The sequence below is a fragment of the Thioalkalivibrio sp. ALJ12 genome (genome assembly GCF_000378305.1).
Classification (GTDB): Bacteria; Pseudomonadota; Gammaproteobacteria; order Ectothiorhodospirales; family Ectothiorhodospiraceae; genus Thioalkalivibrio.
This window is the reverse complement of sequence record NZ_KB899538.1, coordinates 1,324,520-1,337,161: the sequence shown is the minus strand read 5'-3', so window position 1 is coordinate 1,337,161 and position 12,642 is coordinate 1,324,520. Positions and strand designations below refer to the sequence as shown.

The 12,642-nt window shown below is 70.5% G+C and carries 14 protein-coding genes; 1 reads left to right on the top strand and 13 read right to left on the bottom strand.

What is annotated here, in order from left to right; genetic code table 11:
* Positions 1-180: 180 nt before the first annotated feature.
* From cobM to F467_RS0106365, 3 genes are read right to left on the bottom strand one after another with little or no spacing between them, the layout of a single operon-like run.
* Positions 181-945: a precorrin-4 C(11)-methyltransferase gene (gene cobM, locus F467_RS0106375; RefSeq protein ID WP_018138728.1), complete on the bottom strand. Its 765-nt coding sequence runs from the start codon at positions 943-945 to the stop codon at positions 181-183.
* Positions 945-1,373 carry a cobalamin biosynthesis protein gene (locus F467_RS0106370; protein ID WP_018138727.1) on the bottom strand — a complete coding sequence of 143 codons (429 nt, stop codon included), beginning with the start codon at positions 1,371-1,373 and terminating at the stop codon, positions 945-947. Before F467_RS0106370 ends, cobM begins: the two co-directional genes overlap by 1 nt.
* A gap of 29 nt (positions 1,374-1,402) precedes the next feature.
* Positions 1,403-2,638, bottom strand: coding sequence for a bifunctional cobalt-precorrin-7 (C(5))-methyltransferase/cobalt-precorrin-6B (C(15))-methyltransferase (locus F467_RS0106365; RefSeq protein ID WP_018138726.1), 1,236 nt, complete (start codon positions 2,636-2,638; stop codon positions 1,403-1,405).
* A 4-nt stretch (positions 2,639-2,642) separates the two neighbouring features.
* Between F467_RS0106365 and F467_RS0106360 the strand changes: the two genes are divergently transcribed.
* Entirely contained in the window at positions 2,643-3,461 is an 819-nt protein-coding gene (locus tag F467_RS0106360) for a cobalt-precorrin-6A reductase (RefSeq protein WP_018138725.1), read from the top strand.
* Here F467_RS0106360 and cobJ read toward each other — a convergent pair.
* Genes cobJ through cobO form a run of 10 tightly spaced genes read right to left on the bottom strand, consistent with a single transcriptional unit; the run spans position 3,434 to position 12,635 of the window.
* The gene (gene cobJ, locus F467_RS0106355; protein WP_018138724.1) at positions 3,434-4,225 is read right to left on the bottom strand and encodes a precorrin-3B C(17)-methyltransferase; all 792 of its coding nucleotides are present in this window, start codon (positions 4,223-4,225) and stop codon (positions 3,434-3,436) included. The genes F467_RS0106360 and cobJ overlap by 28 nt on opposite strands.
* Entirely contained in the window at positions 4,222-4,977 is a 756-nt protein-coding gene (locus tag F467_RS0106350) for a precorrin-2 C(20)-methyltransferase (RefSeq protein ID WP_038049631.1), read from the bottom strand. Before F467_RS0106350 ends, cobJ begins: the two co-directional genes overlap by 4 nt.
* Positions 4,974-5,627 (bottom strand): precorrin-8X methylmutase, encoded by a 654-nt coding sequence (locus F467_RS0106345; RefSeq protein WP_018138722.1) that lies wholly within the window; start codon positions 5,625-5,627, stop codon positions 4,974-4,976. The genes F467_RS0106350 and F467_RS0106345 overlap by 4 nt, the downstream gene beginning before the upstream one ends.
* Entirely contained in the window at positions 5,624-7,018 is a 1,395-nt protein-coding gene (gene cobG / locus F467_RS0106340) for a precorrin-3B synthase (protein WP_018138721.1), read from the bottom strand. The genes F467_RS0106345 and cobG overlap by 4 nt, the downstream gene beginning before the upstream one ends.
* Before the next feature lie 19 nt (positions 7,019-7,037).
* Complete coding sequence (locus tag F467_RS0106335) at positions 7,038-7,811, bottom strand: ABC transporter permease (RefSeq protein ID WP_018993136.1); 774 nt, start codon at positions 7,809-7,811, stop codon at positions 7,038-7,040.
* Entirely contained in the window at positions 7,808-8,752 is a 945-nt protein-coding gene (locus F467_RS0106330; RefSeq protein ID WP_018138720.1) for an ABC transporter ATP-binding protein, read from the bottom strand. The genes F467_RS0106335 and F467_RS0106330 overlap by 4 nt, the downstream gene beginning before the upstream one ends.
* Positions 8,749-9,858, bottom strand: a complete 1,110-nt coding sequence (locus F467_RS0106325; RefSeq protein WP_026182209.1) for a cobalt-precorrin-5B (C(1))-methyltransferase — start codon at positions 9,856-9,858, stop codon at positions 8,749-8,751. Before F467_RS0106325 ends, F467_RS0106330 begins: the two co-directional genes overlap by 4 nt.
* Positions 9,859-9,880: 22 nt before the next feature.
* Positions 9,881-10,735, bottom strand: coding sequence for a uroporphyrinogen-III C-methyltransferase (gene cobA / locus F467_RS0106320; protein WP_018138718.1), 855 nt, complete (start codon positions 10,733-10,735; stop codon positions 9,881-9,883).
* Positions 10,732-12,024, bottom strand: coding sequence for a cobyrinate a,c-diamide synthase (locus F467_RS0106315; protein ID WP_018138717.1), 1,293 nt, complete (start codon positions 12,022-12,024; stop codon positions 10,732-10,734). The genes cobA and F467_RS0106315 overlap by 4 nt, the downstream gene beginning before the upstream one ends.
* Positions 12,021-12,635: a cob(I)yrinic acid a,c-diamide adenosyltransferase gene (gene cobO / locus F467_RS0106310; protein ID WP_018138716.1), complete on the bottom strand. Its 615-nt coding sequence runs from the start codon at positions 12,633-12,635 to the stop codon at positions 12,021-12,023. Before cobO ends, F467_RS0106315 begins: the two co-directional genes overlap by 4 nt.
* Between the last annotated feature and the right edge of the window lie 7 nt (positions 12,636-12,642).

Here is a 12,642-nt window from a genome sequence, read left to right as displayed (position 1 = left end):
AGGGGCCGCCGCATGGCGGCCCCTTGCCGTGACCCTGATCGGGAAGAAACCGCCTTCGCCTGCAAGCAGACTCCTACAGGTTCCTGGCGATGTGGGAGCCTGCTTGCAGGCGAAAAGCCCCGTGTCCCACAACACCCACCGGCGTTATCCCTGCCTGCGGAAGATCAGGGGCGCCACCGCTTAGTCCCCGTCCATGCCGCGGTAACGGCGCACATGCGCCGGGTCGTACAGCGCGCTGTCGCGGAAATCGCCCGGGTCCAGCGCCGGGCCCACCAGGATCAGCGCCGAGCGCCGTGTGGTCAGGGCCTGCGCCCGTTCCGCGATATTCCCCAGCGTACCGCGCACCACGCTCTCGTCCGGCCAGCTGGCGCGAAACACGATCGCCACCGGGCAGTCGCAGCCATAGTGCGGCCGCAGGTCCTCGACCACGGTCTCGATATTGTGCAGCGACAGGTGGATCGCGAGGGTCGCCCCGGTGGCGGCAAAGCTCGCCAGCCGTTCGCGCTCCGGCATGGAGGACGCCCGTCCCGGCGTGCGCGTCAGCACCACCGACTGCGCCACCTCCGGCACCGTCAGTTCCCGCCCCAGGGTCGCGGCGGCGGCGGAGAATGCCGGCACGCCGGGCGTGATGCTGTAATCGATCCCGGCCGCCTCCAGCCGACGGATCTGCTCGCCCAGCGCGCTGTAGACCGAAAGATCGCCGGAGTGCAGGCGCGCCACGTCCTGGCCCGCCGCGTGGGCGCGTTCGATCTCCTCCATGATTGCGTCCAGCGTCAGCGGCGCGGTGTTGACCACGCGCGCCCCCTCCGGGGCATGCTCCAGCACCGCCTCCGGCACCAGCGAACCGGCATACAGGCATACCGGGCAGGCCGCGATACGATCGCGCCCGCGCAAAGTCAGCAGATCGGCCGCACCGGGCCCCGCTCCGACAAAATGAACCGTCATCAAAACTCCTCGAAATTCCCGTCTGTCCCGTTCACCGTCCGCACGGCCACCGCGCAGCTCGCCCGTGCCGAGAGCCGCCGCGGCAGCAGCAGGCGCGCCCCGTCGCCGGCCACCGCCAGCGCCGCCGCCTCCGCCACCGAACCGACCCCGGCGACGGCACGCGAGCGCGCCGAGTCCGTGGACAAGGCAGCGTCGCGCGCGGCCAGCGCGGCCGCCGACGCGAACACCGGCTCCAGCTCCAGGTCGCGCGCGGCCGTCCACAGCACCGGGCTGTCGCCCTTGTGCCCCGGGGCCGCCAGCTGCCGGATCTCGATCGCCTCGCCGCCCCCCGCCCGCAACACGGCGTGCGCCTCGGCCAGCACCTCGCGGACCAATGCCTCCAGCTCGCCGGCCGTGCAGGCCGAGGCGAAGCCGACCCCGGGGGTCACCCGGACACGCGCCCCGCTCGGCGTTTCCCTCAGCTCCGGCGCAGCGACCACAGGGTCACCGGCCGCAGCGGCTTCCAGCCGGCCATGCCGCCCAGCGGCTCCGCGCGGCTGACGTTGATCCGCGTGAGCTCGCCGCCGTGGCGCTCGTGCGCCGCCGCCAGCACCGCGTCCCCTTCCACGGTCACGCTGCTGGCGACCAGCCGCCCGCCCGGGCGCAGTTGGCCGATGCAGTGCTCCACCAGCCCCGGCGTGGTCAGCCCGCCACCGATGAAGATCGCATCGGGTGGCGGCAGGTCTCCCAGTGCCCCCGGCGCCCGCCCGTGGATGCACCGCAGCGTCGGCACCCCCAGCGTGCTCGCGTTGCGCGCGATGCGTTCCAGGCGCTCCGCGCGCGGCTCGATGGCCACGGCGGTGTTGGCCGGATCCGCCAGCATCCACTCGATGCCGATGGCACCGGAGCCCGCGCCCACGTCCCACAGCCGCTCGCCGCGTCCGGGCGCCAGCAGGGCCAGCGCCACCGCCCGCACCTCGCGCTTGGTGATCTGTCCGTCCTGCTCGAACTGCGCCTCCGGCCGGCCGGCACTGGCCGCCAGCACCTGCGCCGCCGGATCGGCCCGGCACTCCAGCGCCACGGTGTTCAGCGCCTCGATCGCGACCTCCGGCCAGGCCCCGGCGCGCTCGCGGACCGCCGCCTCGCGGTCCGCACCCAGGGACTGCAGTACGGTCAGGGTGGAATCGCCGAAGCCGAGCCCGGTCAGCCAGTGCGCCAGTTCCGCCGGGGTATCCCCGTCGCGGCTCAGGATCAGCAGCCGCGCGCCGTCATGCAGCCAGGGCCGCAGCGCCTCCATCGGCCGGCCGTGCACCGACAGGCAGCGGGTCTGCTGCAGCGGCCAGCCCATGCGCGCGGCGGCCAGACTGAACGCCGAGGGCGCCGGCCAGACGCAGGTCTGCGCGGCCGGAAAACGCCGCATCAGGGTCGCGCCCACCCCGAACCAGAAGGGGTCGCCGCTGGCGAGCACGCACAGCGGCTGCCCGGCGCGCGCCTCGATCCAGTCCAGCGCGGTCTCCAGCGGCGACGGCCACACCAGGCGCTCCTGCCCCGGCCGCTCCGGCAGCATCTCCAGATGCCGTGCGCCGCCGATCACCGTCGCCGCCGTGTCCAGCGCCATGCGGGCATCCGGGGCCAGCCCGGCGAGCCCCTCCGCGCCCACGCCGACGATATTCAGCCATGGCGCTCGCTCCTCGTTCGTGGCTAGACTGGTCATCCTCATGAGCTCCCGTTCATCTCCTGACTCCAGCCCCCGGGCGGCGCGCCCGCGGCAGATCCTGCTGCTGGGCGGCACCACCGAGGCCGCGGCGCTGGAACCGCTGCTGGACGGCCACCCGCGGCTGCACGCCACCGTGTCGCTGGCCGGACGCACGCGCAGGCCCGCGCCCTCGCGACTGCCGCGGCGCACCGGCGGGTTCGGCGGCGCCGAGGGCCTTGCCGCCTGGCTGCACGAACACGCGGTCGACGCCCTGGTGGACGCGACCCACCCGTTCGCGCGGCAGATCTCGGCCAATGCCGTCGCCGCCACGCGCCACGCCGGCGTACCCCTGGCCCGGCTGACCCGGCCGCCGTGGCAGGCCGGCCCCGGGGATCACTGGCTGCGCGTGCCCGACCTGGAGGCCGCCGCCTGCGCGCTCCCCGGCCTCGGCCGGCGCGTGCTCATCACTACCGGGCGCCAGCACCTGGAGGCCTTCGAGGCGGCGCCCGAGCTGGACTACGTCATCCGCACCATCGACCCGCCCGAACCGTTGCCGGCGCTGCCCCGGGTCACCTGGCTGCGGGCCCGCGGCCCATTCAGCCTGGCCGACGAGCACCGGCTGCTGGAGACCCACGCTATCGACGTGCTGGTCACCAAGGACAGCGGCGGCGAGGCCACCGCCCCCAAGCTGCAGGCGGCCCGCGAACGCGGCATCCCGGTGGTGATGGTGGACCGGCCGCCGGACGCCCCCGGGGTGCCCCGCTTCCACGCCCCGCAGGCGGCCCTGGAGTGGCTGGAAGGCCTCGCGCGCGTTCACCGCGACTCCGCCGACTCGACATAACGCGGGGTGTACACGTGGCGCCGGCCGGAGGGGCGCTCCAGCACCCGGGTGGAGGCGGCGCCAACGATCACCAGCGTGCTCATGTTCGCCATCGTCGGGTCCACCTCGCCGAGAGTGGAGATCTGCACGTCTTCGCGTTCGCCGCGTCCCACCGCGGTGGCCAGCATGACCAGGGTGTCCGGACCCTGGGCCTCGCGCACGATGCCCAGGGCCTCCCCAAGCTGCCATGGTCGCGCGCGCGAGATCGGGTTATAGAACGCCATGGCGAAGTCGGCCTCGGCCGCCAGCCGCACCCGGCGCTGGATCAGCGACCAGGGCTTGAGGTTGTCCGACAGCGAAATCACGCAGAAATCGTTGCCCAGCGGCGCACCCAGCCGCGCGGCGGCGGCCTGCATCGCCGAGACCCCGGGAGTCACGTCCACCTCGACTCCCGCCCAGCGTTGTGCCTGCGCCCCTTCCAGCGCCTCGAAGACCGCCGCCGCCATGGCGAATACGCCCGGGTCGCCCCCCGAGACCACGACCACGTCCCGCCCCTCCGCGGCCATGTCCAGGGCGTGCATCGCACGCGCCAGTTCCTCGCGGTTATCCGAGGCGTGAACACGGTGATGAGGGCCCGCAATCCGTTCCAGGTACGGCCCGTACCCCACCAGATCGGTGGCCGCTTCGAGACGGGCAGCGACCTCCGGTGTGATCCATTCCGGCCCCGCCGGACCCACCCCGACCACACTCAACCGACCGACCACCGGACCGCCATCCCCGCTCATCGCCGAACCCCGCGCCCGGGGATCACGATCATCGAGAAATAGGGCACCCGTTCCGGGATCTCGGACAGCGGCAGGACCCGCTCCTCGGCGGTGCTCGCGCGTTCCACGTACCAGGCGCGCTCACTCAGCCCCAGCTCCTGCAGGACACCGACCACCGCATCGCGATGGGTCCCCACTTTCATGATGACCGCTGCATCCGTCCCCTGCAGGGCCTGGCGCAGATCGTCGATCGGCATCGTGCCCGGGATCACCGTCAGCAGGTCATCGCGCATGGTCAACGGAGTTGGCAGTTGGGCGGCAGAGGCCATCATCGAAGTCACTCCGGGCACAATACTCGTGCGAAAGCGCTCCTTGAGCCGCAGGTATACGTGCATGAAGGAGCCGTAGAAGAACGGGTCGCCCTCGTTCAGCACCACGACCGAGCGCCCGGCTTCCAGTTCGGCCGCCAGCTGCTCGGCACAGGCGTCGAAGAACTGTTCGATGCGGCGGCGGTATTCCTCGGAGCCGTGCGGAATCTCGTTGGTCACCGGGTACTCCAGCGGCATCTCGCACTGGCCGGTACCCAGGTGGGCATCCACGATCGCACGCGCCTGACCGCGCCCGCCACGGCGGCAGAAGTAGGCCACTACCGGACTCTGTGCGATCAGACGCGCGGCCTTCAACGTCAGCAGCTCGGGATCGCCAGGCCCGGTGCCGACTCCATACAGGCAGCCCGCCTCCGGGGATCCATTCACAGGGGGAGAAGTCGTCATATCCGGTCACTCGCAAAGGCATTGATGGCCGCCGCGGCCATGGCGCTGCCACCGCGACGTCCGAAGATGGTCAGGTACTCGAGGTCCAGCGGGCTGGCGGCCAGCGCCTCCTTGCTCTCCACCGCACCGACAAAGCCCACCGGGATACCGAGTACCGCGGCCGGACGTGGCGCGCCCTGGTGCAGCATCTCCAGCAGGTGAAACAGGGCCGTGGGTGCATTCCCGATGGCCACGACCGCACCCTCCAGATGCGGTCGCCACCATTCCAGGGCGGCCGCCGATCGCGTGGTACCCAGGCGTTCGGCGGCCGCCGCCACACCCTCCTCCCGCAGGCTGCAGATCACCGGGTTGTCCGCCGGTAGCCGGGTCCGAGTGATCCCGTGGGCCACCATGTTGCTGTCGCACAGGATCGGCGCGCCGGCGGCCAGCGCATCAGTGGCCGCCCGGGCCACGCCGGCCGAAAACCCGACGTCCCGTGGCAGGTCGGTCATGCCGCAGGCGTGGATCATGCGCACCACCGCGGGCACCAGCTCCTGCGGAAAGCGGTCCAGTTCCGCCTCGGATCGGATAATCGCAAACGACTCCCGATAGATGGCCGCCCCGTCGCGGATATAGTCGGGTACGGCCCCGGCCGTATCGCTCTGCGTCATGCTGGATCTCCGTTGTTCATCATCGCGTTCATACGTCTCGTCAGCGCTGTTCCCTCCAACCGTTGCAGGGCCTCGAGCCCCGACTCATGCCGGCCACCCTCTTCGCGGGCGATGGCATCGAGGGCTGCCAGGGCCGGCTCGACCTGCCCCGGCGCCAGCCTCGTCAGCACGGTCTCCCATCGCGCGGGGGCGCGTTGCAGCGAGAGCTCATAGCGGCCTTCCCACGCCGTGAGCAGGACCTGCGCATTCGCGGGACGCCCACAGTGCTTGTCGCAGCCACTCACATGTACTTGCCCGCCCCCCGCAAGCAACCCGCAGGCAGCGACCCCGGCCCTCTCGGCATCCGCCCGCGTGGCGGTACTGCCCGCGGAGCAACCCGTCTGCCCGATACAGGCACTCACCGCCAGGCGCGGGTCGTCCGGATCGGTCACGCCACCCCACTCGGCGACACGGTCCGGCTCCACAGGAGGTACCCCGGTCAGAAGCAGGCTGCGCCACGGTGTCAGGCGCAGGCGTCCGTCGTGCGCCCGAATGTGCTCGGCCAGCCCCTGCAGCGCCTCGGCGCGCAGGGCACCGAACGGAAACGCGATCCCGAAGGCGCGCCCGTTCAGGCACGTCCCCATCCCGGCATCCGCGTATTCGGGGATCCGCGCCGCGACCCAGTCCCCGCCCGGGAGCACCCGCTCCAGCCCGGGCGGCGTCAACGCCTCCGGGCCCCATCGGGCTACGGCACCCGCGAGCCGTCCCGGCGGATCCACATCGCCCTCGCGCAACGCAACGAAGCGTTCGAACACCGCGAGGGCGACGTCCACCACATTCTCCGCGCGTGTCCAGCCCAGCACCGTGGCCGTGCGACTGGACGCCCCCAAGGCCACTCGGAACCACACCCCTCCCAGCGCCGTACAGGCCTCCAGTCGCAAATCCGCCGGCACCCCATCCAGCGGCAAACCGCCACCCGCCTCCACCACCACCCCCACCTTCGGGGGCAATGCCCGCAAGCGCGGGTGCTCCCCCAGTGCTCGCACGAGATCCCGCGCGACCGGCTGCACATCCATGGCCGCCTCCGGGTCGATATCCGTCACCGGGGCCGCCAGGACATTACGCACCGCCTCCGCCGCAGGATCGCGATCTGCCAACCCCGCCCCCTCCAGCTCGGCGCGCGCCGGCTCCAGGCCCGCCGCGTCCAAACCACGCAGCTGCAGATTGCCGCGGCTGGTCAGCTCGAGGACACCGGACCCACAACGCCGCGCCACCTCCGCAATGGTCTCCGCCTGCCCCGCATCCAGCCCCTCGATCGGGTGACGCACCCGCATCAACAGACCGTCCCCGGTGGCCATCGGCGCGGCCACCCCCGGACAGGCCCGGCGCACCCGCGAATGATCGGCACTCATCGCTGCACCCCGCCCCCACTCATGTCCGGATCCGCACGCCGCGGGCGACCAGGGCCCAGGCCAGCACGCCAACGACGAGGGTTGCCCCTGCGAGGACCCAGAAGGTCGCGGCCCAGGCAAAGGAGCCGGTCCCCAGCAGGCCGTAGCGAAAGCCCTCGATCATGTAATAAAGCGGGTTGAGTACGGCCAGGGACTGCCAGGGCTCGGGCATCCGTTCTACCGGGTAGAACAGGCCGCCCAGGTAGATCAGCGGGGTCAGCACGAACGTGGCCACCACGGAGGTATGGTCGAAGCTGCGCGCATACAGGCCGTTCAGGAGCCCGGCCAGGGCGAACAGCAAGGCGCTGATCAGCGCGATCCCCAGCGTGGCCGCCAGGTGGTGCAACTGGAGATTGGTAAACGGAATCGCGACCAGCGCGACCAGCGCCCCGGCCAGCAGGCCCCGGATGACACCACCGGTGGCGAAGCCGGCCACAATCAGCCAGGCGGGCAGCGGCGCGACCAGCAGCTCCTCGATATGTCGCTGCAGCCGCGCCCCGTAGAACGCCAGTGTCACATTGCTGTAGGCATTGGTGGCCACCGCCAGGATGATCAGGCCGGGCAGGATAAAATCAGCGTAATCGACCCCCCGCATGGTGCCGAGCTCGCGCCCGATCAGGTGACCGAAGATCACCAGGAACAGGACCGTCGTCACCACTGATGGCAGGAGGTTCTGCACCCAGGCGCGCAGGAAACGCCGCACCTGTTTGACCACCATCCCGCGATAGGCAAATCCGTACGCCGCGAGCCTCATGTCTCCCTCCCCGGCGGGGCGGCAGCGCGTTCCGCGATGCGCTGCAGGAACAGCGACTCGAGCCGGTTGCGCTTGTTGCGGACTCCCGCGACACGCACCCCGCTTGCGCCCAGGCGGTCGAACAGGTCATTCACCTCCATGCCCTGCGGCAGGTCGACCTCCAGGGTCCAGCGATCATTCAAACGAATCGCCAAACCGTCCAGCGCCGGGGCCGCGTCCAGCGGCATGCTCAGTTCCAGCACCAGGGTCTGCACGTTCAGCCCGTGCAGCAGTTCGCCCGTATCACCGCGCGCGACGATCTCGCCCTGATCCAGGATCGCCAGGGTGTCGCACAGGGTCTCTGCCTCCTCCAGGTAGTGGGTGGTCAGCAGGATCGTCACGCCGTCCGCGTTCAAGCCACGCAACAGCTCCCAGGTGGCATGGCGCCCCTCCAGGTCCACCCCCGCCGTCGGCTCGTCCAGGAGCAGGACGCGGGGGCGGTGCACCAGGGCCCGGGCAATCATCAGCCGCCGCTTCATGCCACCCGACAGGCCCCAGGCCGACTGTTCGCGCCGGTCCAGCAACCCCGCCTGTTCCAGCACCTCGCCGGTTCGCTCGCGCGCCCGCCTTGGGGACAGCCCGTAGTAAGCCGCCTGGGCCTCGACGATCTCGCCCACCGGTTCGAAGCTGTTGAAGTTGACCTCCTGCGGTACCACGCCCATGCACGCCTTCGCCGCAACCGCCTGCGTGGCCACGTCGTACCCGCAGACGCGGATCGAGCCCCGATCCGCCCGCACCAGCGTGGTCAACAACCCCACCAGAGTGGTCTTGCCAGCCCCGTTCGGCCCCAGCAGGCCGAAAAAGCTGCCCGCCGGCACCTCCAGATCCACGTTCGCCAGCCCAACCCGGCCACCGGCGTAGCGCTTGGCCACCGACTGCAGGGCAATCGCGGCGGCCGTCATGGCGCGAGCCCCCCGGCACCATCGGCAAACCCGACGATGCGTCCGGCCCGATCCACCGCGCAGACCTCCAGCGCCGTGGTCTCCGGCAGCATCCCGCGCGCCCGCTGCCAGGCGCGCGCACTGATACGGTCGGCCAGCTCCACACCCTGCTCCAGGCAATCCGCAAGCGCCTGGGCGCTGGTATTGGCCGCGCGGATGCGCGCGACCAGTGCCTGGCTGCCTCCCAGATCCGCCGCCTCCTCCGCCAGCGCGTCGAGATCGATGCGTGACTTGCGGCTGTGGGCATCCAGGTGCCCGGCCGCGAATTTGCTGAGCTTGCCGAACCCCGCGGCCAGCACCACCGCGGGCAGGGGGTGACGCCTCAGATACTTCAGTGCCGCCCCGAACAGATCCCCCATCTCGATCAGCGCCATGTCGTCCAGACCGTACTGTTCACGCATCGCGGCCTCGCTGGTACCCCCGGTGCAGCAGGCCACGCGCGGACAACCGTTGGCGCGGGCCACGTCTATGGCCTGATGGATGGATGCGATATAGGCGGCGCAGGAGAATGGCCGGACGATGCCGGTCGTGCCCAGGATCGAGAGCCCCCCGAGGATCCCCAGGCGAGCGTTCATGGTCCGCCCGGCAATGCGCTCGCCACCGTCCACGCCAACCGTAACCCTGAAGCCCCCGCTGTACCCGGCGGCTGCAGCGAATGTCTCCAGATGCCCCTGGATCATGCGTCGTGGGACCGGATTAATGGCGGCCTCGCCCGGCTCCAGCACCAGGCCCGGGCGTGTAACCGTCCCGACCCCGGCACCCGCCACGAACTCGACACCGGGCGCACCGCACAGGTTTATCTCCACCCAAACTCGGGCCCCGTGGGTGGCATCCGGGTCGTCGCCGGCATCCTTGATGACCCCGGCAACCGCGCCACCCGGAGTGGGTTCGAGGTCGTTCAGTGTCAGGCTCACCACCTGCCCCTTCGGCAGGATGACTTCCACCATCTCGAGCCGCCGCCCCTCCAGCAGCCAGCGTGCGCCGGCAACGGCGGCGGCGGTCGCACACACACCGGTGGTCAGCCCCGTGCGCAGACGCCCGCTGGTCTCGGGAGTCTCCGGGCGCATGGCGCCCGCCGAGCTGTTCTGCTCAGCCGGTTTCATGCGCTCCCGGGACGGACTCGGCACCCTGCATGGCGATCGTCTCGCGCAGACGCACGACCTCGCCCACGATCAGCAGCGCCGGCGACTGGATATCCAGATCCGCCACCCGCGCGGGGAGATCGGCCAGAACGCCTTCGATGACACGCTGGCCCGGTCGCGTCCCCTGTTCAACCAGCGCGGCCGGCATCGCGCCATCCGCACCCGCCGCCATCATCTCGCCGCAGACCTCGGCCAGGGTATGCAGCCCCATGTAGACAACCAGGGTCTGCTGCGGATGGACCAGCGAGGCCCAGTCCAGATCGGTCTCGCCGGCACGCCGGTGGGCGGTAACAAACTGGCAGCGATAGGCATGATCGCGATGGGTCAGCGGGATTCCTGCATAGGCCGCACAACCACCCGCCGCGGTAATCCCCGGCACGATGCGCACGGGCACCCCGGCAGCGGCAATCGCGGCAGCCTCCTCGCCACCCCGCCCGTAGACAAACGGGTCGCCGCCCTTCAGGCGCACCACATAGTGCCCCTCCCGGGCCAGTGCAACCATGCGATCGTTCAGATCCCCCTGATCGCAGCTGTGCCGTGAGCGGGCCTTGCCCACATACAGGCGTTGCGCCTCCGGGTTGGCCAGATCGAGGATCGCCTCCGGGATCAGGCGGTCGTGCAGCAGGACATCGGCGTGCTGCATCGCTGCGGCGGCGTCCAGTGTCAGCAAGCCCGGATCGCCCGGCCCTGCCCCGACCAGATCCACGCAACCGGGCTTTCGCTCGCCGCACAACGGGAGGCGGGCCCCGGCGCGCGCCCCGGGCTCGATCCGCGTCACATTGTCCCGCGGTCGATCACTCATGCTCGAAACAGCTGGGCCGTGGCCTCCGGGTTGGAGGGGAACCAGGCATGCAGATAGGTCGCGGTCAGGCGGCCGTCGCGATAGATCGCCTCGCCCTGCGACCCCGTCCCGCGCGCGCGCCAGCAATGGCCATAGGGCTCGAGCCCGACCTCGGAGTGGGTGTGATGGAAGGTGTGCCCGCGCAGCTCGCCCTCCGGCAGCGGGGCCGCCTGAAGACCCAGACCCTGCAGGCGGTCCGCCAGCTGGGCTTTGCCCGGCACCAGCCCGGCCATAGCCGCAGCATGGCCCTCGCGGTCGGCCAGTTCGTCCAGCAGGTAGAGAAAGCCCCCGCACTCCGCCAGGATGGGGCGGCCCGCCGCATGATGGGCCTCCAGGTCCGACTTCAGGGCAGCATTGGCGGACAGCTGATCCAGATACAACTCGGGGTAGCCACCCGGCAGCCAGACGGCATCGGCCTCTGGCAAACCGTCCCCCGCAAGCGGGGAAAAGAACCGCAGTTCGGCGCCCATCTTCTCCAGCAGGCGCAGGTTGGCCGGATACATGAAAGCAAAAGCCGCATCCCGCGCGATCGCAATGCGCACGCCGGACAGCGCCGCCTCGGTCGGCGCAATTGTTTCTGGATGAAAGGTCACCGGCTCCGGGAGTCCGGTCACCCCAGCCTCTTCAATCGCGGCCGCTGCCGCCTCCAGCCGCGCATCCAGATCGGCGATCTCGCCTGCCTGCACCAGACCCAGGTGACGATCCGGGACACTCAGCGTCTCGTTACGCTGCACAGCACCAAAGAAGCGGATCGCCTCCGGGGTGCAATCCTCCAGCATCCGCGCATGGCCGGGACTGCCCACCCGGTTGGCAATCACGCCGGCAAACGACAGGCCCGGACGGTAGGTCGACAAGCCATGCACCAGCGCCCCGAAGGTCTGGCCCATGCCACTGGCATCCACCATGGCCAGGATCGGCAAGCCGAAGGCCTGGGCCAGATCCGCACCGGACGGATCCCCGTCAAACAGCCCCATCGAGCCTTCCACCAGGATCAGATCGGACTCCTGGGCCGCCTCGTACAGCATCGCTCGACAGGCTTCTTCCCCGACCATCCACAGATGCAAGGCGTCGACCGGATGCCCGGAGGCCTGTTCCAGGATCATCGGGTCGAGGAAGTCGGGGCCGGTCTTGAACACGCGCACTCGCAAACCCTGGTTGCGGTGGTAGCGGGCGATGGCGGCGGTGATCGTGGTCTTGCCCTGGCCCGAGGCCGGCGCCGCCACGAACGCGGCGGGGCAGCTCACACTCACAGCTCGATCCCCTTCTGCGCCTTGATGCCGGCCTGGAAGGCGTGCTTGACCACACCGATCTCGCTGACGGTGTCGGCGGCCTCGATCAGAGCCTTGGGCGCGGCGCGACCGGTGGTGATCACGTGTTGCATCGGCGGGCGATTGGCGAGATCTTCCAGCACCTCGTCCACATCCAGGTACTGATATTTCAGCGCGATGTGCAGCTCGTCGAGCAGCACCAGGTCGACGTTCGGGTCGCGCAGCATGTCGCGGGCATGCGCCCAGGCCTCGCGGGCCGCCGCCACGTCCTTCTCGCGGTCCTGGGTCTCCCAGGTGTAGCCCTCGCCCATCACGTGGTACTGCACGTTGTCCTGCCCCCGGAAAAAGGCTTCCTCGCCGGTGGCGAACTGACCCTTGATGAACTGCACGATGCCGACCTGCATGCCGTGCCCCAGGGCGCGCGCGACCATGCCGAAGCCGGAGGAGCTCTTGCCCTTGCCGTTTCCGGTCAGGATCAGGAACACGCCCTTTTCTTCCTGGGCCTCGGCAATCTTGCGATCCACGATCTCCTTCTTGCGGGCCATGCGCTGGGCGTGGCGTTCGGCGCGTGCCGCTTCGGTGTCGTCGGTCATGTTGATG

Bases quoted from the DNA above. Each gene is read 5' to 3' on its own strand.
- cobM (WP_018138728.1), bottom strand. From the start codon at position 945: ATGACGGTTCATTTTGTCGGAGCGGGGCCCGGTGCGGCCGATCTGCTG.
- F467_RS0106365 (WP_018138726.1), bottom strand. From the start codon at position 2,638: ATGACCAGTCTAGCCACGAACGAGGAGCGAGCGCCATGGCTGAATATC.
- F467_RS0106360 (WP_018138725.1), top strand. From the start codon at position 2,643: ATGAGCTCCCGTTCATCTCCTGACTCCAGCCCCCGGGCGGCGCGCCCG.
- cobJ (WP_018138724.1), bottom strand. From the start codon at position 4,225: ATGAGCGGGGATGGCGGTCCGGTGGTCGGTCGGTTGAGTGTGGTCGGG.
- F467_RS0106350 (WP_038049631.1), bottom strand. From the start codon at position 4,977: ATGACGACTTCTCCCCCTGTGAATGGATCCCCGGAGGCGGGCTGCCTG.
- F467_RS0106345 (WP_018138722.1), bottom strand. From the start codon at position 5,627: ATGACGCAGAGCGATACGGCCGGGGCCGTACCCGACTATATCCGCGAC.
- cobG (WP_018138721.1), bottom strand. From the start codon at position 7,018: ATGAGTGCCGATCATTCGCGGGTGCGCCGGGCCTGTCCGGGGGTGGCC.
- F467_RS0106335 (WP_018993136.1), bottom strand. From the start codon at position 7,811: ATGAGGCTCGCGGCGTACGGATTTGCCTATCGCGGGATGGTGGTCAAA.
- F467_RS0106330 (WP_018138720.1), bottom strand. From the start codon at position 8,752: ATGACGGCCGCCGCGATTGCCCTGCAGTCGGTGGCCAAGCGCTACGCC.
- F467_RS0106325 (WP_026182209.1), bottom strand. From the start codon at position 9,858: ATGCGCCCGGAGACTCCCGAGACCAGCGGGCGTCTGCGCACGGGGCTG.
- cobA (WP_018138718.1), bottom strand. From the start codon at position 10,735: ATGAGTGATCGACCGCGGGACAATGTGACGCGGATCGAGCCCGGGGCG.
- cobO (WP_018138716.1), bottom strand. From the start codon at position 12,635: ATGACCGACGACACCGAAGCGGCACGCGCCGAACGCCACGCCCAGCGC.